This window comes from Sphingobacterium sp. HMA12 (genome assembly GCF_002933815.1).
Lineage (GTDB): Bacteria > Bacteroidota > Bacteroidia > Sphingobacteriales > Sphingobacteriaceae > Sphingobacterium.
In genome coordinates this window covers 264,717-289,395 of sequence record NZ_BEYR01000004.1, presented here as the reverse complement: position 1 = coordinate 289,395, position 24,679 = coordinate 264,717, and the positions used below count along the sequence as shown (strand labels likewise).

Here is a 24,679-nt window from a genome sequence, read left to right as displayed (position 1 = left end):
TCCCTTAATAAAGAAACAGCTGTACTTGTTTATTCTTTTGAAAACAGCATTGTCACCTTGGACCGAAAACTATCCTTGTCGCCATAGCTGATTTCCTGCTGTAATTTTAATAAATTTCCATCGAGGAATATGTCCCACCAGTCAATATCTGTCCTGAGCTTTGGGTAATAATCGGCAAGAGAATCAATAATTCCTGTTGCGGAGGTTCCCCATTTCTCTGCCCAAGCGGATGGGTTAAATGTATTAGTTTCCTTTAGCAGAAGTTGGTTTGCTGTGATACGATAATAGTATTTTCGGAAATAGATAGGTTCTCCAATATGGATCCCCCCATCTTTAATACTTACATCTGCACCTGATGGATTCCAATTAGTACCATTCGCGGTAGAGCTGACAAAGTAAGGGGTTGTCAAGCGCAGGGAAGCACTGTCAGGTCCATCAAAACTCAGATATTCGTAAGGAAGATGCTCATTCTGAGCAATACTGTTTTCATTTTTGTCTCCGGTGGACAGGATCGTTTCATAACTGGTTAACTTCCATTTACCTTTAAGGCTGTTGGCCATGTGCTGTCCAGAATTCTCCTTCTTGCAGGAAACAAACAATAGGAGGAAAATGAATAAAATAATCAATCGGTTTCTCTTCATGGCCTGTTATGGTTTGAGTGGCTAAAATAAATAATTTAAATCTAATTTTACAATCTATGAGGGTTTAAGTGTCGGACTGTGATAGCCCGCATATAGAACTTTATCATGAGGCCTTCTTGTCGGTAAAATTTGTGGTTGGTTTGGCCTACAAGTTTAATTAATCGAGCGTATTAAATGCTTGGGCATGGTCAAATGGGAGTTGGTCGAATAATTTTTGAATTATTATCCGAGTTTATCTAATTTGAATATTGTTTTTTTGAACTGGACAACGGTCAGAATAGATAGCCATAATTACAGAACTGGACAGCCCGAATAACCATGAAAGAATTCGAAATTGATATTTATCTAGAAGGAGTGAAAACGAGGATCAATCTTCGCAAGATGGATTATACCTCGCTTCGGAACCTTTCCCTGAAATTGCAGCGGCTATTGGGAGATAACAGGTATATCCATGAGTTGGTCCTTGAAAGCGACCTCTTTTATTTCCGGCAGGAGCTCAGCGGAAAGACCGTCAGTGCCCTTCACAAGAATGGAATAATAACTGTTGCGGACCTGATGGCCTGTTCGTATGGGGATCTGGCTGCTATAGGCGGATTGGGAAACAAATCCCTTTCAGAAATATCCGGCTTTGTTAAGGAACTTGGAAAATGGCCCATCGAATTTTGAAAGATCTTCCGAAAAGTGTAATTTGATATTGTTTTTCAAACAAATCCCATAAACTAATCCTTAAGCGGCTGCCCCGAAAGGGTGGCCGTTTTACTATGGATACCCCTCAGTGGACAGTCCATCGGATATAAGGATCATGGTATGGGGCGACGCTTTTATAGGTCTGGATTTTCTTCCCCTTTATCCCTTCTCCATTTTTTCTCGGTAATGGAGTTAAAATTTGATTTTTTCCATTTGGTCAGGTGGTAGCCCCCGCAATGTGTACAGTAATATGCACGCCGCTGTACAGGCCGTCCCTGCCTGTGCTTGATGCGGCGGCCTGTTTCGTTTCGTCCCTTTTGAAAAAGTAGTTCCACTTAATGTCGAGCATGACGAGCCGGGCCTCTATCGAGGAAGCAAATATCACCTTTCCGGTTTCCCTGCATTTTTTATTGGTCGCCATAGAAATAAGTTTTGTTTTTCAGTATTCCCTTCGGTTATATTTTGGTCCTTTGAGGCAATAGACTACGAAAATATTTCTCTGCCCGTTAGCATGTCCAGATCGCTCCCTATTTTGACCGTAGGTATTGACCGCTTCTTAAAGCTAACCAATTTGCTGCTGAAAACGAGGCAGACAGCTATCTGGTCAGGAGAAAGGCTGTACGAAAAAGTCAGATATCGAGGAAATCGTAGAACTTATAGTGGTCAGACCTCTGTTTGTCGAAAAAATTTGCTAATGTGAAATGTAACACCCTACATTTAATGTATTTCGTACCCCTAAAGTAGTCCAAGTAGAACAGTATACAATTATTTTTTTGCGTTTATGACGGATCATTTTAATATTATTTTTCCCACTGAGCCCCTTTCCGTACTTGATTTAGGTAGCTGTCCTGCTGACTGGACGGAAAATGCTTTGAAGTCAGCAACTTCGTCCTTAAGGTATTTTTTTCCGAAAGCAGAAGTCCTCCGTGAGAAGCTACTCCTAAAAAAATACCATATTGAGCTTTTACAGATCCGTACAGAAGAACCTTTCAGACTTCGATTTCAGTTGGACCGTGACAGGCTGTTCCTTTTATTTACGATGCAGGGAGATCTCAGGTTTTCAACAGAAGATGGTACAGAAGTTACCACGGCAAACGAAAACAGTTTTTATCCCTCACATAGTAGGGCCGGAGTCTACCGAGGAGAAATTGTAGAAGAGTCTGTAGTAAAGGCTCTCATTATTTCATTTGATCCGAAATGGACAGAAAGTATTGTCCGGCCCTATAGGGTCCTATGGGAGGCGTTAAGTGAAATAGCGCTTTCCGATAGACAGTTCAGCATCCTTCCGCGCCTTAGGATTGATCATGTGCTGGGAGAAGAACTTGACGAGATACTGGACTTCAATGATGCCAATATCGGGATCGTCAAGCTCAAAATGCGCAAGAAGATTGCTATGGTCTTGAAGTCTTACCACGAAATGCTGGTCAGCTCGGGACTGGACAGGATCTATCTGGCAGGATTATATATAATGAAAAATTTTACAGATCCAGAAATTGATATCCAGTCGCTGCTACAGGATCTACCGATGAGCGATAAAACTTTTCGCAGAAAGTTCAGGGTCATATTTGGAACTACGCCCTATGACTATTGTGTAAGGCTAAGAATGGAGAGGGCCCGAAAATTCATCGATGAACAGGGACTGACCCAAAAAGAAGTATTTTCCCTGGTTGGCTACACGGATCTTGGTAGCTTTTCACGTATCTATCGTAGCTACTACCGAAATGGAGGAAAGAAATAACCTCATGTAGATCTTTTCTATTGTATCTCTTTTGTTACCCAGAAAGGGAATAAACGGACATTTTTGATCAAAAGTCTCCAAAAATTGTCCGTTTTTTCCTTTTTCAGGCTATACCCAAACCTGAACTTTGTATTAAAGGTTTTGTAACCGGCTATCCCTGAATAGGGAACAGCGATATAAACAATAAGGAAATGAGAACAAAAAAGAAAATAGAGACTATCGCGCAATACGGCTTTTTACTGCTCTGGGGAGTTACAGCTGCTGTCAAGCTCAGTAGCTGGGATACGACCAAAAGTGAAATGGCATTGCAGTCATTTCCCTACTGGATGGAGCAACTGCTTCTTTGGGGACTCCCGGCCTTGTATATAGGCCTGACCTTAATATTGCTATATAGACCTACAACGAAACTGGGCCTGAGGCTGTCTACGGTCGTGATTGTTATTTTTACTATCTATCTTTTGGTTGGAGTTTCGGGGGTACTCGGTTATACGCCCTGCGCCTGCGCTGGGATATGGCCGACAAACAACCACTGGCTGCATATTGCACTGAACAGCATATTTATTACCATAGGTATCATATATTGGGTGTCGGCCCACAAAAGCCATACGGAAAAAGACGTCGTTTCCGATCTCGGCAGGAAGGAGGATACCATCTTATCATAACTCAGCCGATAAGGCAGGTTGAAGGTCTGCCCTGCCAAGATCAAGGAATATCCCCAGGCCAAGACCTCGGATGGTATATGGGGCAGGCCATGCAATGGGCCTGATGAAATCAGCGCATGCTAACCATTAAATTTTTTGTTATGAAATCATTATTTAAAAATTTGAACTTTGGCGCATTAGTGGTACTTCTATCAGTTGTGGCCCTGACAGTTTCCTGGAAAAACCATGAAAGCAAGCGATTGACTTTCCAATGGTTTGAGGTTTCCGATAATGGATCAGGCAATACCAACAAGGTTATTGACGGTCCTTATCCCGGAGGAACACCCGGAACTGAATGTCAGGAGCCTGAAGGTAACATGTGTGCCGTTCCTATCGACAGACAATCCTATACCGGCCCGATCAATACGTTGGCCCATGCTTACCAGCTACAGACAGAAGGTAAGATCCTTGTAGGTGAACCTGTTTATAGAGAAGAGGAATAAGCAAATTAACATATTTTTTCACAGGGCCCGATCCTTTAGATGGCGGATATAGCTATCCGCCATCTATCATTTCTGATCAATAGTTTTTCTCACTGTCCGGCCATTGCCAAACCCATCGGGCATCATCAGGGAGCAGTGAATACGTTTTTCCGCCTGCCTGACGTGTCAGGGTGATCCCATCGTCACCTGTTAAGTTCTGTTTCCTGATGTCCGACCATCTGGTTCCCCGCATATAAAGTTCTTTTATCCGTTCGTCATCGATGCGCTCCCGAAGGGAATTTTCATCTGAGGCGATTGAGCCAAAATCGCCGTTCCTATACCGATGGGACAGTAGAAACTCCAGGTCATCTTTTGCTTTTTCGGGCAGGCCTTTTTTGAGATAGGCCTCAGCACGGATCAGGACAACTTCATCCAGGGCCAGTCCGTTAAAGAAGATGCTTCCCGCATAGGAACCATAAAACCGTCGCCCATTCTTAAAAAATAGGGCTTTTCTCAGATCATTTTGTTCATAGGACCTCAGGATATCTTCACTGACGATCCCCTTGCTCATAATGGGAGCTCCGAAGGACTGGCAATAGAAAAGGATCTCGCTGTTTTTCATTCCTTTTTTCATGGCGTCAAAAGGATATGAAGGGGATCCGCTGATCTTGTTATAGTCAAGCAGGTCTTTCTTTACCGAAAGGATCTTTTCACTATATTCAAGGGCCTGATCCCAACGGTCCATTTCCCTGAAAATTCTGGCCAGCAGTGCGTACGATGAAAGTCTCGACGGTCTATAATTATTAGCTGCTGTTTCCGGTAGCAGGCTGGCTGCTTCCAGCAGATCCGATATTACTTTATCGTACATATCTTCAAGGTTGCCGTATTGCGGACTGACCGCTACATCATAATCCAGACGTAATGGAATGGCCCTGTCCAGCTTTGCTGTTGCAGGGACATACGGTCTGCAGAATGCCTGCGCCAGTTGATAATAGGCAAAGGCACGATGAAATAGCGCCTGTCCCTGAATATTTTTCCAGCTCTCAAGGTTTTGGGCATCAGGTTTTAGTTTCTTTATGTCCAGTGCGAGATTGGCATACATAATCACCTGATAAGCATTGTTCCAGTCTGCAACCTGTTTTCCTTCATAGACATCATCGGCCCAGATGTATCCGTTTTTATAATAAAAATAGGATATTGGGCTCAGCGTTTCCCATGCGTCGTCGGGATAAATATATTCATCAGACCCGATGGACACCAGACGGAATGCTGCCTGTTTGTTCATCACGGTACTGTTGTCCAATATCGCCTGATAATCGTTTATGTTGCTTGGTATAACCTGATTGGTCTCCCTTTTCTCATTCAGAAAATCCTTTCCACAGCCGGCAAAAAAAAGAAAGCAGCAGGGGAATATAAAAAGTATCTGTTTCATAATGTTTTATTAAAAGTCCAATTGCATTCCCAATGTGATTGTTTTTGGCGCTACATATTCCGCTCCGGAATAATCGGGATCAACACTGCGGTCACCGGACTGCCATAAAACACCGAGGTTACGTGCCATTGCATAGAAGCGCATATTATTGAATTTAAGCTTTTTTGCCACCGAAATCGGCAGGTCATAAAATAACCGGATATCCTGAAGACGGATCTGGTCTCCCCTTTTGATCAATATGGCAGAATTGCTATATATGATATTCGAATAGGGAATGGTTTTGCCGATCTCCTGAGTGGCAGGAACATCGGTACTGTTTTCGTCTCCGGGTTTCTGCCACCGCTTAAAATAATCCATATTATAGTCAAGCGTATACTCGCCCCCGGAATTCATTGAATTTGCACGAAAGGAATGGCCTGTTTTCCAGCTCAATGTAAATTCCAGGCCAACCCCGTTATAGTTAAGGGCATTTCGGAGCGTTCCATAGAATGGGGGCACACTTAGGCCCGCTGCTGTTAGGTCATTAAAAGCCAGCCCCGAATAAAATTTGGTATAGTCCCTGCTTTCCCTGCCATCAACATATACAATGGGCAGACCGTCCGTATTGCCCAGTCCATACCATGGAAGAGTGAACATGGCGTCCCTGCTCATGCCGGCTACGGGAACCTTTCCGTCCAGGTAATCGGAAATCACCACATTATTGTTCTGCGCATATCTGGTGACACGGTTCCTGACAAGATTCAGCAGAAGTGCAGAGGTCCATTTTAGCCTGCCATCCGTATTTATGGAATTTAGCTGCAGTTCATACCCGTTTGTAACCAGATCCGCATAATTTATAAGCCTGGAATTATTGGCGCTCCCACCTTCAATAATACCAGTGTTGGGGGGGAGTATATCTTCGCCGATCAGGTCGGAAGCGTTCTTTCTGAAATATTCGGCAGTACCGGACAGCCTATTTCCAAATGAACGAAAATCAATGCCCATATTGAATGTATTGACTCTTTCCCACCGGAGCGACGGGTTCCCGACAGATAATATCTGAGCATTGTCCACCCCCGTTGTCAGGTCGGCCCCCATGTGCCTGACCGTTGGATATACGCTCACGGATTTATTGACATTTCCGGCACTGCCATAGGTTGCCCGTATCCGGAGATATTCCAGATTTCTTACCGCAAACCAGTTTTCCTGCGAAATGTCCCAGCTCGTACCAAGGGAATACAGCGGTGTTCCTTTCTGATTTGTCTTTACACCAAAAAGATTGGAGCCATCCCATCGCAGCGAGGCTGAAAGGATATACCGTTTTTTAAAGGTATATCCCACATTCCCGAAATAGGAAAGATAACGGTCCACAAAAATTCTGTTTGTATAATCGGGAGACGATATATAGCCGTAGCTGTCAGGACGCAGGTTGTAGCCCTGCGAATAGTCCAGATTTGTCAGGCCCATTGCTATATCGGGATTGTAGCCATAAAGTGTTGAGCCCGGTGTAATGGTCCGCCTGAATTCCCGTATCTCGCCGCCGATCAGCCCGGAGACCTGATGGTCTTTCCCATAACTGCCGTTATAGTTCAGCTGTCCCCTTGCCGAATGGCTCAGAAGCGATTCAGGGGATTCATTTATGAATATCCCACCATAGGGTATGATTTTTTTTCCGTCATCCTGCGTGAAACGATTGACCATATCCCGCACAAAATAACTGTCCCTGTCGTATAACACACTGCGAAAAGAACTTCCTTTTGTGTACTGATAAGTAATGTCCAGATGGAAATCTTGAAGAAAATCATACCGGAGGCCGGCATTTAACCGCAGTTCCTCACTTTTTCTACGTTTATCTATCAGGTCACGCTCCCGTAAAGGATTGTACTCCCAGTCCAGCAGTCCATCAGCTTTGGCCCGATCAATATAGCTCTGGCGATATTCCTTTATCAGGGTCAGGCGATTCCCGTTTTCGTCCATCAATCTTGTATAAGGAGACAGGCCTACGCTTGTTACGTGTCCTTTTAGGTCGTTCAGGGTGATCCCGTTTTCTTTTCCATGCTGCTGACTATACCACACCGAACTCATCACCTCGAGGTTCCTCAATGGCCTGAACGTGTTCTGTGTACTAAAGCTGACACGGTTCCCTGTATTTCCGATTACTTCGCCCCTATTTTTGTCATAGCCTCCCGATAGGAAATAAGTATAATTTTCTCCCCCTCCGCGGGCATTCAGCGCATATTGCTGGACGACTGATGGCTGGTACAAGTACCGCATGGCCTCTTTTCTGACTTCCGTTTTCTTGAGCATATTCTCCTGGCCGAGAAACTCCTCTTCCGTCATGGAACCATTGTCCCGGGCGATCAGCATTTCCACGTACCTGGGGAATGGTACCTGATTATCAGTATCAATATAGAATCCGCCATGAAGGTATTTTTCCTTTTCTATCTGCATTACGGTTTCACTCGGCAGCCGGTTTCGGCTGTACATCAGGTCGGGTTTCCGGCCGATGGACAGATTGCTGTTAACGGAAAGTACTCCCTTCTGATTATACCGCCCTTTTTTTGTTGTAATCACGATCACTCCATTGCCGGCACGTGCTCCCCAGATAGAAGCGGATGCTCCATCTTTTAGAACTGTAATATTATCTATGTCATTCGGATTGATGGATGTGATATCGCCATCGTATGGGAAATTATCCACGATGATCAGTGGACTGGCATCCGATTGGATCGTTGCGAGGCCCCGAACACGGATATCCGAAGGTTTTGTTCCGTTCGGTGTGACAAACTGAACCCCTGAGGCAACACCGTCGAGCCTTTCAAGTATGTTCGCTCCCACAGAGCGGTTTAAAAGCTCATTGTTTATGGTAGTAAATGATCCGGTAGCTCTTTCTTTGGGGATCTGGTAAAACCCTGTGTTTACGACCTGTACTTCACTTATTGCCTGCGTTGCATGGACCAATCGGATTTGCAGATTCCGGCCTGCCGAATTTACCGCGACTTTCTGTTCAATGTATCCAACAAAGCGGACGGATAATGTATCGGGAAAGGATACTTTGCCGAAAGAAAAATGGCCATTTTCATCAGACAGCATCGTTTGCCTAGCCTCTTTGAGGGCCACAGTCGCTCCAGATAGCGGAATATTATTTTCTCCGATGATCTTTCCGGCTATCTGCGCTTTTCCTTCCAGAAAAGAGATTAAAAAAAAGAAGAGTATTATTTTTTTCATAGCTCCTCCTTTCCCTTCTTTAGTTTGCGGTCTCCATTTTCCGAGAATGAGGGTGGTAGACCGAGCAATAGGTTATTGATAATTTTTTCGCTGTCAGCCCTGGCATCAGAAAGGCCAATGAATTTGCCTTTGTTGATCCAAGCTGACGGACCGGTAACTGGCGTTCCGCAGAAATAGTAATTCAGTAAATATACCTCCGGTCCGATCAGCTGCGGCATATTCCAGCCCATTTTATGGATCATCAGTTCGGCTTTGTAATCCCAATCGAGCATCAGCCCGACCACCTGGACCTCCCCTTTATATTTTGGCTGTAGTTCTTTCCACTTATTCATGGATTTCAGGCAGGGAGAACACCATTTCGCCCAGAAATCGAGCACGAGGATCTTATCTGCCGCAAGTTCCCGCAGGGTTATACTATCTCTTCCCCGGATGTCACCAACAATCCTGACCGGCAGATCCCATATTTCGTCGGGGACATTTTTACCGACCTTTAAAGGTCTTATTCTATCTATTTTTGCGCGATACTGAAATACCGGATACTTCTCCAGATCGGCATTTGGATAGTACATTAACTGTTCCCGTGAATTTTCCTTTTTGTCGATTATATCGACGAAAAAAGGAATGTTCTCCCGTGTTATTTTCTTAGCGGATTGCCCGGCATCAGCCCGTGTTTCCACGGACTGTGCGGAACATAAACTAAACATAGAAACGAAAACCGCCGTTAACGTCTTTAACAGGTTGTTTCCCCTATAAAGATGCGTTTTTAGAATATCTTTTATCAGTAACAGTATGAGTGTCATAATATGGTCTGTTTATGGTCGAAAAATCAGCGGCGCGAAAAAAGCATACTTCTCCCATTACGCTATCTGCGTTTGTTTTTCGATAGAAAATTGGTTTGTTTTTGGCTTATAATATAAAAAATAGCCGCTCCCAGCCCTTGGAAAATTTATGACGGATTCGGTCGGGACAAAGAGGGAGCGGCATATGGTTATTGTACCACACTATTCGGGTGGGCATGCTAAATTTTGAAGTAATTGTTTCTTTAATGCTATCATAACTTCTTGTTTTATGAGTTATGAGCGAGGGAGGCTAAAAAATAATTAAGCGACATGGGCCTCTGCTCGCTCCCTCCCCAGGCAGGTTTGGAAAAGCGAGTGAGCACACCATGTCGCTCAATCATGTAAATTTATGATAAAATTTAACATGCACGACATGGGGCTTCACTTGCCTTGGTTAGCTTCCTATTTTGCCTGGGGAGGACTAACCAATACTGTAATAAAGCCAGAACGATAGCTAATGTATTGGGTTCAAATCTTGTTCAAATGTGATCCACTAGTAAAACACTATCAAATTCTTATTCAAATATAAGAATAATATTTAAATAAGTAAAATAAAAACATACTAAAGTAAATTTATTAGATCCTTTTGGGTGTCAATTAAGATTATTAGTAAACTAATATTTGTCTTATGAAGATTAACATTGGACAGATAATAAAAAGAGTTGCGACTGAACAGGGAATCAGTCAGAAACAATTAGGTGATAAAATTAACAAAACTAAGCAAGGAGTGGCAAGTATATATAGACGTTCCACAATTGATATAGAACTCCTTAAGGAAATAGCTTTGGTATTAAATCATGATTTTCTATCGTATTATTACCAAGATGCTCCTTTTAAAGTTTTTAAAGAGTTGGAAGTCAGTAATTGGGAACAAAAAGTAGATGACCTCAATGAACAGATAAATCTGAAGGATATCTTATTAGGCAAAAACGAAGAAATTCTTCTCTTGCAGCGGAAATATATAGCTGAGCTGGAACAAAAGCTAGGCAAAAAGTAATATAGACTTTTTATAATAACTAGGAGTCTGGGCATAATTGACATTAACGATATAGAATCCATCAGGATTAGCTCATTTCAACTTCTAAATGTTGGAAATTGACCTGATTTTTATTAACTTAAGGAATATTTAAATCCTCTTTTTATAGGATAGGATCTCACATCTAGAGGATTTAAGCCAAATGGAGGGGTATGACTAAATCGAGCCATCGAAAAATCAGTTACGGCCAGAAGGAACAGGCCCGCCGTCGGGTATTTTACCACAGGTTACGCATTATCTGTGAAAAAATGGTTGGCAAGGGATATTTTGAGCTTCTTCCTGAAAGTAGCCTCCGACTATTATACCTATATAGATATCCCGAGATCAAGGTGATCCTGCGTGGTAATCGTGTCATGAATGAAGAGGAGCTCAAAAATTATAAGCAAACTTTGGCCGAACTGCTCAGCAGTCAATATATCGAAACCCTGCTGGGAGAAAAGATCTCTTATGCACGCTTTTTGACTGATGCGCTTGTCCTGCTTCATTATATACAGTACAGAGTGGGCACGAGGATCAAAGGGTTTTCCAAGTTACGGGAGGTGTTCGCGCCCTATTTCACCACTAAAGAGTGGTTCAGTCAGCAGCGCACGAATATTATACAGATCATGAGCATCAACGATCTGCAGCTCTATGATTTTTACAGGGGTACAGTACGGTTCAGTTTTGACCGGATGGCGATAGAACAATTCGGTGGGACCAATGAAATCTATATTCACCGTCTGGCCCATAGCACAGCTTTACAGGATATCGACGGTAAGAAAAGGGTAATCGTCCGTATGGGAGTACCCTCTCCGTTCAAAGTAGATGAATTTGACTGGATCTCTATCCGACCGAGCCAGTTGGGACTGGCCAATGTTGAAGAAGATATACCGCTTCCAATCTATGCCCAGCAGCATGCACTCGACCGCTTTGAAGAGCGCGCGGTGTTTTGGAGAGGATACGTGCAGGCCTATATTGGATATATAATGCGGGAAGGAAGTGCCCGTACCATTGTAAAAAAGGATTATTTGCTGCTGGAATGTTATCTCGCCACCCACAAGGTGGGTTACTTTGTCATATCGCTCCAAAGGGACAAGTGGCTGATCCGGACTTTCCTGTTCCTGACCAATTCGGGAACACCGGAGAGCAATAAACTTGAAGAGATGACCAAACTGAAATTGCTCGACAGGAAGCACCTGATGATAGACAGCATGGACGCTTTTTTACTTTACGATATTGCAGGAGATAAAGGGCTACGCAAACTCTTTAACAAAGCAGGGTGTGGCTCTCTGATGCAATATGCTGATCAGATCAATAAACATGGAAAGGAGAGCCTCAAAAGTCCTGATTTTATATACCGTTATATGTCTATGCTGAAATAAAGAAAATACCAGATTTTCCTCTCCTTAACGGCAGTTGATTTGAACACACCATCCTATTGCCAGCGCTTAGGCCACCAGAAGGCAAGATGGTACAATTTGGTCAGGGGCGCTAGCAGGGGCGGTGTGATTGAGCGTTCACTACACCTTTGACCTTTGAACCATCGTGGCTATATTTGCTTTTGCGGTGACAATAGATATCCATATTTACAGTTATTGATATATGCAGATATATAAAATTCTTTATTATTAGCGCATACCTCGACCCCTGCCTCTCTTTTTTCGCTTTCTTTTTCTTTCCTCTTCTGCAGAAACGGTATCATGTCCTCCGAAATCCTGAACTGGAGCTAGCAGAATATCCAATAGCCCCCAACTAGCTTCTGGAAATAAAGGTCCCCATCCTGTTAGCTGTGGAAATTTCTCTAAGTCCACCTTTGAAAGAATCGGTTCGTCCTGCTGCTTTTCCCTTGCTGTATCTCCGCCACTCTTCAATTGTCTGTCAAGTGTATGCACTGCCGCCTGCTGGTCAATATTTCCGTTCTTCATCGTATTTGCGTAGAGTAGTGTATCTTTCAATTTTCGGTCAAAGCCGAACATCCTGTCGAAAACTGTCTCGCCACACTGCTTGAAAGCCATCTGGTCAAATTGTCCCATTTTTTTTGAATGTTCCACATTCCTTCCCCGTGACCTGTTCTGAGGGCTAAGCTTGATCCTGTTTGTTATATCTTTTCTGCTGACGATGACCTGCACATGGAACTGCGGCCCTTCTTTACGATCCCCTACTTTTTTTGTGCCATTTTTTACCTCTCTGTCCTTATGGCTGTAATACCGGTAGTTTTCCAGTTTGCCAAACCACAAAAGATCATTATTGCTTTCTATTCCTGGGCGCCTGAAATTGCGTGCATATTCATCCATGATCCTTACGGCGTATTCTTTCAGTTTTTCCCTCGCGCCCTGCTCGCCATAGGTAGACAGCAGAAAGTCGATCTCTTTTCTACTGGGGCTGATGTTGATCAGAAAAAACTTACTGTCATCTTTTCCCAGCTTGGCGATATTGCCATCTATACCGATACGGACTTCATGCGGCCTGATGTTACTGCTAGCCCCATTGAACCAATGCTGGGGCACTTTGTTTTCAGCAAGACGGTTTTCCTTCTCAAGATAAGAGACTAGATTCCCGCAGCTTTCCTTATTGTTCCCTGTTTCGGAATCCGTGATATTGATATACATAGCGACTAAAGTTTATCCAGTGCTTCTCTGACCTGTTTGGCCAGTTCTTCCTTTCTGGCGGCAGAGACCGACCAGCCCAGCGTCTCCCGTTGACTGATATAATGTTCAAGGATCTTTCTGAAACTATCTTTTAGCTCCTGTTTTTCTGCGATCCCCAAAAGTAATTTCTTAAGGACTTTATCAAGGCTCCCGAAATATTCCGTATTGGCTTTCAAAAATTTTGATGCCTGCTGCTGTTCATTAGAAATAATGTCTATCGCTCCTGATTGTTGTCTGTGCATGGTCGTCAGTTCATCCAGCATGGAATATAGGGGTACCAACAGGTCGGTTTCCTGCTTTCTGATAAAGGAAAGTATACGGCTTACTCCACTGGAAAGTTCCTTTTTCAGCACCTCATCGTTCAGATCGGCCGGATCCTTCTTGCTCCTGTAGAAATAATCTACCATCTGTATCACCAGCAGGCGTTTTGTCCGACCGAGTTTAAGGGAAAGATGTTCGAGCCTGCCGTCCACTTCCATGGGGAAGCGGACGGACCTTGTGTTTTCATCGGACCTAGCCATTGCTGCCGGGATTATTGTTCATGATAAACCTGAACCTGCTTGCGTTGGTCGGATGCCATGAGGGGATATACTCAAGATAACCAAACCGGACAAGTTCGGAAAGGCATTTATGATAGGTAGCAATGGAACGTATGCGGGAAAAATGCATCAGTTTCCTGCGGCTCGTATGAAAAAAATCGTTGAAATTATCATGCTGCTGAAAATAGCATAGGGCAATGACAAGCCCGATATGTGAAGGGAGTAGTCTATCATCCTGCGTGATATGTTCAAAATAAACGCTAAAGTTATGGTCATGCGTATTATTAACCATTGCCGTCTCCTCCTTCCATCATCATATTTACATCGCTACTGCGATAATACATACTGCCTCCGATTTTCTTGAAGGGCAGTACTCCGGTTATCCGCAGGTTCTGCAAAGTGCCCGGAGATATGTTCAGTTTCTTTCTTACCTCCCGGCTACGGAGCCATTCTCTATCTCCGTTTTGCGCTAAGCTCTTTTCCTTTATGATCTGTCTGATTTCATCGAGCAGCTCTCTCTTAAATACCTGTAAGTCTTCTTTTGTCAGAATGTCCAATACCATAGAATACCAATTTTGTAAACAATACCGGGCAGGCTGTATGCCGTGCCACCGTTGCAAAATTGTGATCCGGGAGAGGACTTTGGATGACCATCCGACCGCAATGGTCATGTTCATCAATCAGACAGGAAAGCCGTTAAAGCGGAATTTTGGGAATAATCTCGAACAGTTTCTTTTCTTTCGGAATTTTGACACCTTTCATGGAATCTTTCGGGTCTTTCTGTACAAAATAGTTCCGGACGGTATTTACCGGTATATCTTTGCCATTGTAGACAAAATATTTTGAGACCATTTTATAATAGGGACTTTCGTGGTCACTGACCAATAGCTTCCTTCCGTTGGGAAGGTTCAGATTTTTCATCTGCTGCAATAGGTCGATAAATGTGGGGAGGTGATCATCCTGTATCATCGGCTTTACGGAGACTTCATATTTCTCCAGATCGGCAAGTTTGGTCTGTAAAACTTCGACCTCTGATCGAAGTTTTGAGATCTCTTGGTCTTTCTCTTTTACCAGCATATCATTTGGCCTGATGTTCCATTTGTCGAGCGGTGCGAGGAAATCCAGGAATTCACCCAACTTCTTGATATTGGAGATATGGAGGGAGTGCTTTGAGGAAAAGGGATCCTGTCCCTTAAAATAATCAATCCTATCGGACACGATACGCCAGACATGGGAAAAGAAATCTTTTTCCGAGCGGTTTCCTCCGGAAAGGTAATGTTCCAGATGGTACTGATAATAATCTTGAAATATTTTCTCTTCCAGATCATAGACCTTCAAAAGGAAGTGATTGTCTTCGTACCCCATTTTGAGACCCAGAATATTTCCTAAATCAAAAGGGTTCGGATTGAAATCAAACGCTTTTCTTGCTTTAAAGTAAGTTACTGTCATATAACGAATTTAATAAAATCATTACAATTGATATGAATCAATCCTTTGGATATGGATAATATTATCTGGGGACGCTCTTCTAACGAGAAACAATAAGTAAATTTGGTAAACGACCAATACTATGCATGATTTAGACAGATTAAAAATGTTGATCGGATTGTACCAGAAGGAAGCAAGGGACTTGAAAAAGTTAATTTCTACCGGCATTAAGGAATGGGAGTATATGATGGCAGATTATTATGCACAAAGGTTGCGACAGGTCAATAGGGAGTTACAGATATTGCAGACAATCCTTGACCCCGATTATGGTGAAAAACAGATCCTGATTAGGCAGATTACCCACTGTAAAAAGAATCGCTCATTGGCGGGTCAAAAAAATTTAAGGGAACTTTACGAGCAGTGGATAGGAGATGCCGAGAAGAAGTTGGAGGGACTGAATAGTAATGTGAACCCAGACTCGCCCTTTTCCAGGGTTGTGGCTGATCTACTAGAGAAATTGAAACGGAAGGAAGTTCAAAAAGTCGTACTGATGTTCGATAGTGAACTGGATCTTGGTATCATAATTACCAGCGGTAGAAAGTTATGCCTACGGATTCCCAAAATAAAAACTCTCAGAAATAGAAACGCTATCGGAAACCATCAGATCAGCCTTCTGCAGCGGATGGGGTTCCAATGGGATGCAAGAGAAACTTTGTTGTATTTGGGATTGGAGCTTAACACCTTAACCAATCAAGTGATGGAATTATTGTCAAAAATTGTATTCAAAGTTTTCATATTCGAAGAGATGGGTGGTAAAAGCTACATCAGTTATAGCTAAATGAATGCTTATTCAGATAACCAGCGATATATTTATCTATATTGATAGCCTAATAGATATATTGTCTATTCGATATACAGCCTATTATTTCCCATGTTGGATTGAATTATAAAGTATACTGTTCAGTATACTAAAACGAGGCTTAGCGGTATCGTTAAGCCAAAAGAGTATCCCCGGAGGATACTCTAAACCCTATTTGCAGAGCAGGGGACAAGAAAAGTAGGGCTGTGCCCAACTTCTGCTTGCTCTAATGTCTCGTCCTACTATGGGGTTTACAATTGTTTAATAAGATAATTGAATTCCTTTACAATTTGATTAGCATTCAAATTATATATATTTATCTATTGAAATGTTTCTGCAAAATTAATGGGTGTAAATGCAACTCAACTTCCATTTTTGAAATAAAAATGTATATTTTTAAGCTTCAGAACTTATGGAAAATAAAAAGATCTCAATAAATGACATTGCGAAACACTTAAATATTGCAAAGTCAACCGTGTCATTGATCATTAACGGAAAAGCTGATGAGAGACGCATCAGTAAAGAATTACAGACTAAGGTATTAGATTATGTCAGAGAGGTTCGTTTTTATCCCCATCACTTAGCGCAAAGCCTTGCAACAGGACGGAGCAACAGTATCGGACTTATTGTTGAAGATATTTCTGACTCATTCTTTGGACCAATAGCACTTATGATCGAAAATCTAGCCAAAACGAAAGGTTATAGAATAATGTATAGTAGTACGCTCGGTGACACCAATACAGCCATTGAGATTATCAATTTTTTCAGACGGAGCCAATTAGATGGTTATATTATTGCGCCAACCAAAGGAATAGAAAATATAGTGAAAGAAATGGTCGATGAACATATCCCAATTGTTCTATTTGATCGGGATCCGGTCGAAGGGGTAGATTTCGTCGGAACGAACAACAAGGAAGCAACGATAGAAGCTTGTATGCATCTTTATGATAGGGGTTTTCGTCAGATTGGATTCGTTACACTCGAATCTACACAAAGCCAAATGCATGAGCGATTATCAGGTTATGAACAGGTTATGGTGAAATTAGCTATTGATTCTAAAGTGGCCTTTATACCGTTTGAATCAAAAAAAGCAATCAAACAGCAGCTTATTAAAGATTTTCTTGAGAACAATCCGGAACTGGATGCTATCATCTTTGCAACCAATTATCTTTGTCTAGCAGGATTGGCTGCAATAAATAACCTAACGACTAACACGAAAACGGATTTCGGAATTGTGTCCTTTGACGATCATGAGGCGTTTAACCTGATCTCTCCAACGATCACCGCCGTACGCCAGCCGTTGGAAGAACTAAGTAATAACATCATAAAATTATTGCTAAAGCAAATAGAAAAGCCAACAAGGGATAATGCTAGTCATGTGGTATTGCCCTCAGTGATAAAAACAAGAAAATCATCTGAAAGAAAAAGTTTTACATAGAATCGTATTAAAGGGAAAAAAAGACTCCTCAAATTTAAGATATCATGAGTACTAAAATAATCTTCTTCCGATAGGTAGCAATAACTAATCGAAAGAAGATTATTAAAAAAAAGAGTGTAATCAGTTATTATTGCACTTTCATTGAAGAGGCCTTATCATTGCCCGATGGTGTTAATTGAGAAAACAGTGGTGTATCCGTCGTCAACACCCAGTTGATCCCTAAGAAATTCTGGTGTTCATAGATCGTCAAAGTAAGCCCATTTGGTACTCTAGCCGAAGATGCCCAGTCATTTTCAATGCCTCGGGCATTGAGATCAGCTAAGTTATAAGTCCCTCTCGGTAAGAAAACTCCCTTACCACCATAGTGTGCATCTTTGAAAATACTTACCCCGTCTACTTGTAGTCGCGCAATAACAGGAAAATGATCAGAAGGCAATATTCCTCCGGGATCTTTATGGTACCAATCGACTAACCTGGAGGAAACTGACCATTGACCGGTAACAAAGATATGGTCGATCTGACTATCCCCGCTTGGGCTAATGTTCCATCCATTACCGGTAACACGTAATGCAGGCGACTTAGAACCAGCGATATTCCAGCTTTCTTCTAACCATGACGGACTATTAAGCACACTATATGCGGCAGAATTTTGATTTGCATTTAGGTCGCCCATCAGTACCGCCGGAAGATCGCCAATTTTGTTTTGCATATAGGTTAACAAAAGATTCGCACTATTAACCTTAGCATCAGCACCTTTATGATCAAAATGCGTATTAAATACATAAAAGATCATTGCCGTCTGTTTATCCTGAAGCTTTATCCAGGTACAGATGCGCTTGTATGCAGCATCCCAGGCTGGTCCGGCCGGAGCTGTAGGTGCTCCAGGCGCCAGCCAAAATGTACCGCTTTCCAAAGCATTAAATTTTGTGTTTTTATAAAATATGGCAGAGTGCTCAGAAGAACTATTTCCTTCTCGTCCTGTGCCCACTTTGCTGTAGCCTTGCAGATCTGAGGCCATATTGTCCATCTGATTTCCTAAAGCTTCCTGAACTCCGACTATATCACAGTCATGTTCCAAGATTCTTTCTTTGACCAAAGATCGCCTGACCGTCCATGCACGGTTTCCCGCATCGGGTGCATCCTGCCGGATATTAAAAGTCATCATGACGTACCCCCCGCTTCCGGCTATTGTTGCTGAACTTTGTACTTCGGTTGGTAAGGACAGCGTTTCGTCAGCCGGTGATGACTTTGCTAAATCTTTCGCACAAGCTGCAAAGATGCAGCCGGACAGAAGTGCCAGCTGCAGTCCATAAATTAATTTTCTCACAATTTATATCTTTTGGTTAACATGAAACAATTACGACGATAGCGTTCACTAAGACTATTTCAGATTAAATGTTCCCACAACTGGATAGTGGTCTGACTCTTTGTCCGCCCAAAATTGAACCGCGTAGTCCTTAACTTCAAAAGCCTGGTGAGGTGCATATATTAACCAGTCACAGGTATATGTAGGCTTTGGAGTCGGTACGGTCCATTCACAATTTGAGATTTGACAAGGCAAAGTAAACCATTTCTGCAAAGCCGGCATCGTCTGCGAATTAGGCCGAGAATTCAAGTCAGCCCCTAAAATGATCGGCTGCTTTAAATTTTTAATTTCCTTCAAAATCTCGTTGATCTGTTTTAAACGGGTGGCATCGTCCTTTTTATAGCCCAGGTGAGTCGTGGCGAAATAAAACTGTTTACCATCCTTTTCCAGCAACGCATATCCAAAAGATCGCGTATCATCCCCATCATCAGCAACCCCCAAATGAATGGACTTTGTTTGCAAAAGCGGATATTTTGAAAGGATAACATTTCCATAGTCTCCTTTCTTCAGGGTGAGCGCATGTGCAAAAAAATAATATTTCATTCCCGTCAACGCCGCTATTTCCTTAGGAAAATCCATCGGATTCACATCGGTATTGCGTTCTACTTCTTGTAGAGAGACCACATCGGGGTTGACCTTTCTGATTACCGCTGCAATAGCTTCAATACCCATTTTTCGAGCACTGTAGATGTTGTAGGTCATCGTTTTGATCTCAACTTCACCGCTCAATTTTTGAGCAGAAGTTTCATTCGCGCTTACAGCCACCAGAACAGCAGTGATTAAAGCAAACAGTAGAAGACGCAAGTTTAGATTTCTTGCTTTAGACAAAGCTATCATCATGATCCTATTCTTTAATTTAAGTAAGAATTTGGTAAAACATATTTTAGTTATTCTATAACTATTTTTCGAATAACGTGATTCCAGGTGTCAGCGACGTACAATGCGCCGTCAGGACCAAATTGCAGGCCTTCGGGCTCATAAAATTTTGCTGATAAAGCGTTTCCGTTCTGCAGGCCATTTGTACCCGCAATACCCGCGTAAGTAGTTACCGTACCGGTGGTCGTAATTTTTCGAATGCAATGGTTTTTACGATCGGCAACATATAAGTTTCCTTCGTTATCCAGATCCATCTGTGCAGGAGTGTTAAACCGGGCAGATTCTCCATTTCCCACCGCATTCCCTGTTGTATTGGCATTTGGTCCAGCAAGTACCTGTACTGTTCCAAAACTCTTGGTGCTTATGTCATAAGGAACACGATAAACACTGTGTGCATTGTAAGCGCCAGAAATATACATGGTTTGACCATCCTTAGAGAAAATGATGTCCATGATATTCACGTTTTTTGAATTGACACCAAACAGTCCCTCCAGACTACCATCGGGTTTTAATCGACATATCTTTCCCCCGGAATATACTCCCACGAATACCTCATCTGTCACTGGGTTAGTTGCGACAGCGGTTAATCCCCCTTGCGCTGACAAAGCTGTCAAATTGTTGTACTTACCTGAAGATTTCGTCATTTTGCCCAGGCCCATGGAGCCATTTGCGTTATTGTCATTAGTAAGAAACAATGTACTCTGATCCATTGAAAAGTCAAAAGCCCGGAGGCGTTCAAACAGCGTACTTTCAGAAGCCTTGAGTAAGGTCGTCACATTGTTATTTGATGCTACACGGAGTGCTGCGAAGTTATCTCGGCTGCTTGCCCCCTCTTCGACAAAATAAAGCGCATTATCCTTGCTCCATTTCAAATATCGTGGCCCCGACAATTTGGCTTGGGCATAGTCCCCATCCATATCGTCCTTGGTACTTCCCAAGTACGTATAGACTACAGTCTGGTAGCCATATTCAAAAGCCTGTTTGTAAATATATTCTTTCCCGCCAATGGTCAATTTGACTTTTCCAGAACCGGCATTCTGTGGAATGCGGGCCGTAATGATACGTCCATTCGAACTCAATACCGCCGCTTCCTTATCATTTATGGTCACCTTAATTTTTGTCAGATCTGTTTCAAAGTTGCTTCCGTACAGCGATATCTCAGTTGCGGACCCTCCGGAGATCGGCGTATACTGTGTAATTTGAGCCCCATCAGTTTTATCAGGGTAAGACATGTCACTGCCTTGATCTTTATTACAGCTCACAACGCCCATGCTGAATGCCATCAATGCCGCAAAGCAGAGGTTTCTGGCACCTGACCGTTTAAAAAAACTAATTATTGTCATGGTTTGTTAGGTAAAAATTTTATGGATTTTTGATCAAAAAGTTTGCAACGACCGGAAAATGATCAGATTGCGAATAAGAACTATAATCAACATCATATGTCTCTGTCACTGCTGCATCTGTAGGCGCATACATCAGATAATCTATGGTTCCATCAGGCTTAGGCGTCCCAGCCGTAAAACCGCAATATCCATTGAGGCACCCAGATGTAAACCATTTGGTCAGCACTTTATAGGCTTCTTCCGTAGGTTTGGCATTTAAATCTGCGGACAGAATGACCGGCAATGCAAGATCTTTGGTATATTGGCGGATCAGATCAATTTGATGGAGCCTATTTGCATTATCGGACAAATGGTCCAGATGGGTTACGGCGAAATAAAAGTCCTTATTTTCTTTGCTTACCTTGACAGTTCCGAGCGCCCTAATGTATGCATTGGCTTCCGATGTAAGTACATCCAGCAAATATGTTTTCGTTTCTTTGAGGGGAAATTTAGACAGGATCAAATTTCCATACTCACCTTGTGCCAAGTTACGTGCCTTAACAAAATAATAATAAGGCATTCCCGTGAGTTCCGAAAGTCGTTTACCAGTATCAAAATTCAGATTGGTAGAATTTACCTCTACCTCCTGTAGTCCTACGAGTTCGGGGTCATTTTTCTTGATCACTTCGGCGATGGCCTCAATGCCTCTTTTTTGCGCCGCATAGATGTTGTAAGTCATAGTTTTGACAGAAACACCAGTGACAGGTGGCTCTTCCACCTTGGTATCATTTTTACTGCATGATGCCAATAAAAAACCTAGGATACTTAATGTTATAATTTTTTTCATCAGTGACTTTTTTGTAGGTTTCACTTTGCGTGTTATTTGATCAGTCATTTGCTATCAATTCTATGGTATCACTATAATTCACGACACCGTTTACCGTCGCACTTACCCTGACGTAGATTTTGTTGCCATTTGCCTTGATTTTGTAGAAGTTCTCGACAAATTGTTTGTCATTGGCCAGTTCAAAGACATGTGTACCTTCTTCTATTTTGCCTTTCGCGGTCTTTGTGACATAATTAGCATTATTTTCATCTACTCGCGGTGTATAGTTCCACATGACAGATACATTGGTAAACGTAAAGGATTCATCCGCCTTATTGACTTTAAATGCTATTTCGACCTGATTTCTTGCGGAAATGGTCGCCGACGCTGCAATACGGGAAAAAGGGGTAGCTTTCAAATCGTACTGCGTCTGCCCATTAACCGTGGTATAGCCTTCACAAACCCCTATAAAAGGACCATTTACGACCACCCTATACTTCCCGTTAAACACTTTATTATTGGTATAAGATCCGTCTGCATTCGCTCTGAAATCGACAGAAGCAGTCGCATTTGTCCCTATTTCAAATAAAGAAACCAGTACGCCACCCGATCCCTCCACGGGCAGCGGAATAGGCTTGTTTGTTTCCATATCATAAACGGTTCCGTGCAGTCCGCCATTTGGAGCCTCCAGATTATCGATCTCATTTTCACAACTGTTCATGACAGCAATCAGCATAACACCGAGCATAAAAAAAATATTCTTCATATTTATCATAATTTTATACATCTCAATTAATTACCGTATCCCGGATTCTGAACCAGTTGCGGGTTTGTGCTCAAGTCCGTCGGACTGATGCGGATATAATAGTTTCTTTCCAGAAATAATCTCTTTTGCTTAGGAGGAACTCCGGTTTCGAAAGTAAACTTCTTACTTTTGACATTGAACCAAGGGTATAATGCGGTGCCCCTATAGTTGGTAAGTCCGCCCTGAGATTCATCCAAATGGGCCACCCGCCATCGTTTGAGATCCCAAAAACGCAGCTTTTCAAAAGCGAGCTCTACCTTTCGCTCCTGTCTTACTTTAGCGGTGGATATCGCTTCAAGAGGCTGGATCCCGGCCCGCGAACGAATGGCATTAACCGCCTGGAGAGCCTCTGCGTCTCTTCCGCCGAGCTCTACACAGGCCTCGGCAAGATTGAGGTAAATTTCACCAAGGCGAAATACTACCCAAGGTGTTTCCGAGCGTTTGGCATCAATATTAGTCATATCCGTAAGCGTTTCATCAAAAAACTTTCGCATATAAAACCCCGTTTTTGAAGCATCTCCCACGTCTGCACCACCATCTTTACCTGAAGTATTGTACCTCACGCCATCGATTGTAGCCACATTATCTTTGTCCGGCTGATTCTGTGCCTGATATTTTTGTCCCGAGCCATTTTGTCCATTGATCACCCCCCGTATCCATTCGACCTTGCTGCCCTTTAAAGGAGCTCCGGGTACATAGATGGAAGCAAATAGACGCGGATCCTTGCCAGCGAAAAGATCATAGGGACTATCAAAACTACGTGGTGTCCCATCCGTATTTTTTAAGGCCAATTTACCGGGGCTTCCATCGCTGTATTCAAATGCTTCGACCATTTCAAGCGTAGGAGTTACACCACATCCCCATCCGTCACCACGATAGGAAAAAGGAGCATTCATCTTATCCCACATGTGACCTTTTCCCGCTGAAACATTGAATGTTTTCTGAAAGATATATTCCCCATTATTACCATTAACACTTTTGGAAAACAGTTCATAGAAATTCTCCGCTTTGTCGGCATTTTTATTGTAAAGGCTATAGGTACCTGCGTCCAGCAATGCTTTTGAAGCATTGTATGATTCCGTAAAATACCGCATTGCCTCACTGGATGCTATTCCCACGTATCCACGTGTGACCGCCTCACCGCTTAAATTGGCGTTCGAACCATATTTTGCAATTGAACCAGCATAAAGCGCAGCTCGCGAACATAGAGCAAGCGCGGCACCTTTAGATGCCCTATATTTACTTTCAGCAGTTCTGGATGCGGGAAGGATATCACTGATTGCCTTACACTCAGCGATAATAAAATCATACACTTCTGACTCCTTATTTCTAGGTACCTGCAATCCTTCAAAATCTCCGGGCACATATTCCTGCGGCGCTGTCAGCAGAGGAACTCCTCCATAGCGTTTAACCAGTCCGAAATATTGCATTGCCCTTATCCAGCGTGCTTCAGCGTCGATCACACGTTTTTCTTCCGTACTCAGGACAGCAGTCTCGTTCAGCTTCTTGAGGAAGTCGTTGGTGCGGCGTATCTGTACGTATCTGGTCGCAAACGGATCTTCAAATACATAATCACTATAGGTATATATCGAATTGGCATTACTGAACGCATAATCCTTCTGGTACGCCCCTGTGGCTTCGTCCGACAAGGAAGTCAAGTTGAGCAGATTAGATTTTCCTGTAAACCAGTCGTCAAATTCATCTAATCTTAATCCTTCATCGTACATGGTGACCAGCACGGACTGTATCGCCTGCGGGCTTTCCCAGATCAAATCAGAAGTTATGACACCGCTAGTGAGTTCCCGATCCAGATAATCATTACAGCTATATAAACTCAGTGTAAGTGCACAGCTCACAAAGAGAGGACTGAAATATTTCATTTTCATAGTA

The 24,679-nt window shown here is 42.8% G+C and carries 24 protein-coding genes; 8 read left to right on the top strand and 16 right to left on the bottom strand.

Translation table 11 applies throughout. The features are described 5' to 3' along the window. Positions 1-29: 29 nt before the first annotated feature. Positions 30-641: a hypothetical protein gene (locus tag HMAT_RS20335; RefSeq protein ID WP_158656030.1), complete on the bottom strand. Its 612-nt coding sequence runs from the start codon at positions 639-641 to the stop codon at positions 30-32. Between the two features lie 318 nt (positions 642-959). On the opposite strand from HMAT_RS20335, the gene HMAT_RS20330 reads away from it, so the two are divergent. Then, the gene (locus HMAT_RS20330; protein WP_070561039.1) at positions 960-1,307 is read left to right on the top strand and encodes a helix-hairpin-helix domain-containing protein; all 348 of its coding nucleotides are present in this window, start codon (positions 960-962) and stop codon (positions 1,305-1,307) included. Between the two features lie 155 nt (positions 1,308-1,462). Here the strand turns inward: HMAT_RS20330 and HMAT_RS27100 are convergent, their stop codons facing one another. Next, a complete protein-coding gene (locus HMAT_RS27100; protein WP_158656029.1) occupies positions 1,463-1,663 on the bottom strand; it encodes a hypothetical protein in 201 nt (66 codons plus the stop codon). 446 nt (positions 1,664-2,109) lie between these two features. Between HMAT_RS27100 and HMAT_RS20320 the strand changes: the two genes are divergently transcribed. From HMAT_RS20320 to HMAT_RS20310, 3 genes are all read left to right on the top strand, one after another. After that, complete coding sequence (locus HMAT_RS20320) at positions 2,110-3,066, top strand: helix-turn-helix domain-containing protein (protein WP_104384698.1); 957 nt, start codon at positions 2,110-2,112, stop codon at positions 3,064-3,066. Between the two features lie 191 nt (positions 3,067-3,257). Continuing rightward, positions 3,258-3,728, top strand: a complete 471-nt coding sequence (locus HMAT_RS20315) for a MauE/DoxX family redox-associated membrane protein (protein ID WP_104384697.1) — start codon at positions 3,258-3,260, stop codon at positions 3,726-3,728. Between the two features lie 140 nt (positions 3,729-3,868). Then, positions 3,869-4,210: a hypothetical protein gene (locus HMAT_RS20310; RefSeq protein ID WP_104384696.1), complete on the top strand. Its 342-nt coding sequence runs from the start codon at positions 3,869-3,871 to the stop codon at positions 4,208-4,210. A gap of 76 nt (positions 4,211-4,286) precedes the next feature. Here HMAT_RS20310 and HMAT_RS20305 read toward each other — a convergent pair whose 3' ends face one another. From HMAT_RS20305 to HMAT_RS20295, 3 genes are read right to left on the bottom strand one after another with little or no spacing between them, the layout of a single operon-like run. Beyond that, positions 4,287-5,621 carry a RagB/SusD family nutrient uptake outer membrane protein gene (locus HMAT_RS20305; protein WP_104384695.1) on the bottom strand — a complete coding sequence of 445 codons (1,335 nt, stop codon included), beginning with the start codon at positions 5,619-5,621 and terminating at the stop codon, positions 4,287-4,289. A gap of 9 nt (positions 5,622-5,630) precedes the next feature. Then, complete coding sequence (locus HMAT_RS20300; protein WP_104384694.1) at positions 5,631-8,828, bottom strand: SusC/RagA family TonB-linked outer membrane protein; 3,198 nt, start codon at positions 8,826-8,828, stop codon at positions 5,631-5,633. Then, positions 8,825-9,628 (bottom strand): redoxin domain-containing protein, encoded by an 804-nt coding sequence (locus tag HMAT_RS20295; protein ID WP_104384693.1) that lies wholly within the window; start codon positions 9,626-9,628, stop codon positions 8,825-8,827. Before HMAT_RS20295 ends, HMAT_RS20300 begins: the two co-directional genes overlap by 4 nt. Before the next feature lie 667 nt (positions 9,629-10,295). Here HMAT_RS20295 and HMAT_RS20290 point away from each other — a divergent pair. After that, positions 10,296-10,664: a helix-turn-helix transcriptional regulator gene (locus HMAT_RS20290; protein ID WP_104384692.1), complete on the top strand. Its 369-nt coding sequence runs from the start codon at positions 10,296-10,298 to the stop codon at positions 10,662-10,664. Between the two features lie 191 nt (positions 10,665-10,855). Beyond that, positions 10,856-12,064: a hypothetical protein gene (locus HMAT_RS20285; protein ID WP_104384691.1), complete on the top strand. Its 1,209-nt coding sequence runs from the start codon at positions 10,856-10,858 to the stop codon at positions 12,062-12,064. 246 nt (positions 12,065-12,310) lie between these two features. On the opposite strand, the gene HMAT_RS20280 is transcribed toward HMAT_RS20285, so the two are convergent. Genes HMAT_RS20280 through HMAT_RS20260 form a run of 5 tightly spaced genes read right to left on the bottom strand, consistent with a single transcriptional unit; the run spans position 12,311 to position 15,318 of the window. Then, positions 12,311-13,291, bottom strand: a complete 981-nt coding sequence (locus HMAT_RS20280) for a DUF5712 family protein (protein WP_104384690.1) — start codon at positions 13,289-13,291, stop codon at positions 12,311-12,313. Between the two features lie 5 nt (positions 13,292-13,296). Beyond that, positions 13,297-13,851, bottom strand: a complete 555-nt coding sequence (locus HMAT_RS20275) for a BfmA/BtgA family mobilization protein (RefSeq protein WP_104384689.1) — start codon at positions 13,849-13,851, stop codon at positions 13,297-13,299. Then, positions 13,844-14,161 (bottom strand): hypothetical protein, encoded by a 318-nt coding sequence (locus tag HMAT_RS20270; protein WP_104384688.1) that lies wholly within the window; start codon positions 14,159-14,161, stop codon positions 13,844-13,846. Before HMAT_RS20270 ends, HMAT_RS20275 begins: the two co-directional genes overlap by 8 nt. Further along, on the bottom strand, positions 14,154-14,546 hold the full coding sequence (locus tag HMAT_RS20265) for a helix-turn-helix domain-containing protein (RefSeq protein ID WP_371412055.1): 393 nt from the start codon (positions 14,544-14,546) through the stop codon (positions 14,154-14,156). Before HMAT_RS20265 ends, HMAT_RS20270 begins: the two co-directional genes overlap by 8 nt. Positions 14,547-14,565: 19 nt before the next feature. Further along, positions 14,566-15,318 carry a hypothetical protein gene (locus HMAT_RS20260; protein WP_104384686.1) on the bottom strand — a complete coding sequence of 251 codons (753 nt, stop codon included), beginning with the start codon at positions 15,316-15,318 and terminating at the stop codon, positions 14,566-14,568. A gap of 121 nt (positions 15,319-15,439) precedes the next feature. Here HMAT_RS20260 and HMAT_RS20255 point away from each other — a divergent pair, with 121 nt between their 5' ends. Together HMAT_RS20255 and HMAT_RS20250 are read left to right on the top strand one after the other, a co-directional pair. Next, positions 15,440-16,135: a hypothetical protein gene (locus HMAT_RS20255; protein WP_104384685.1), complete on the top strand. Its 696-nt coding sequence runs from the start codon at positions 15,440-15,442 to the stop codon at positions 16,133-16,135. A gap of 433 nt (positions 16,136-16,568) precedes the next feature. Then, positions 16,569-17,594, top strand: a complete 1,026-nt coding sequence (locus tag HMAT_RS20250) for a LacI family DNA-binding transcriptional regulator (protein ID WP_104384684.1) — start codon at positions 16,569-16,571, stop codon at positions 17,592-17,594. Between the two features lie 127 nt (positions 17,595-17,721). Here the strand turns inward: HMAT_RS20250 and HMAT_RS20245 are convergent, their stop codons facing one another. The 6 genes from HMAT_RS20245 to HMAT_RS20220 are packed head-to-tail and all read right to left on the bottom strand — an operon-like array spanning position 17,722 to position 24,675. Continuing rightward, positions 17,722-18,921 (bottom strand): endonuclease/exonuclease/phosphatase family protein, encoded by a 1,200-nt coding sequence (locus tag HMAT_RS20245; RefSeq protein ID WP_104384683.1) that lies wholly within the window; start codon positions 18,919-18,921, stop codon positions 17,722-17,724. A 54-nt stretch (positions 18,922-18,975) separates the two neighbouring features. After that, on the bottom strand, positions 18,976-19,800 hold the full coding sequence (locus HMAT_RS20240; RefSeq protein WP_199768726.1) for an endonuclease/exonuclease/phosphatase family protein: 825 nt from the start codon (positions 19,798-19,800) through the stop codon (positions 18,976-18,978). A 47-nt stretch (positions 19,801-19,847) separates the two neighbouring features. Continuing rightward, complete coding sequence (locus HMAT_RS20235; RefSeq protein WP_104384682.1) at positions 19,848-21,179, bottom strand: IPT/TIG domain-containing protein; 1,332 nt, start codon at positions 21,177-21,179, stop codon at positions 19,848-19,850. A gap of 19 nt (positions 21,180-21,198) precedes the next feature. Then, positions 21,199-22,005, bottom strand: a complete 807-nt coding sequence (locus tag HMAT_RS20230) for an endonuclease/exonuclease/phosphatase family protein (RefSeq protein WP_158656028.1) — start codon at positions 22,003-22,005, stop codon at positions 21,199-21,201. A gap of 40 nt (positions 22,006-22,045) precedes the next feature. After that, positions 22,046-22,750, bottom strand: coding sequence for a DUF3823 domain-containing protein (locus HMAT_RS20225; protein WP_199768725.1), 705 nt, complete (start codon positions 22,748-22,750; stop codon positions 22,046-22,048). A gap of 26 nt (positions 22,751-22,776) precedes the next feature. Then, positions 22,777-24,675, bottom strand: a complete 1,899-nt coding sequence (locus tag HMAT_RS20220; protein ID WP_199768724.1) for a RagB/SusD family nutrient uptake outer membrane protein — start codon at positions 24,673-24,675, stop codon at positions 22,777-22,779. Between the last annotated feature and the right edge of the window lie 4 nt (positions 24,676-24,679).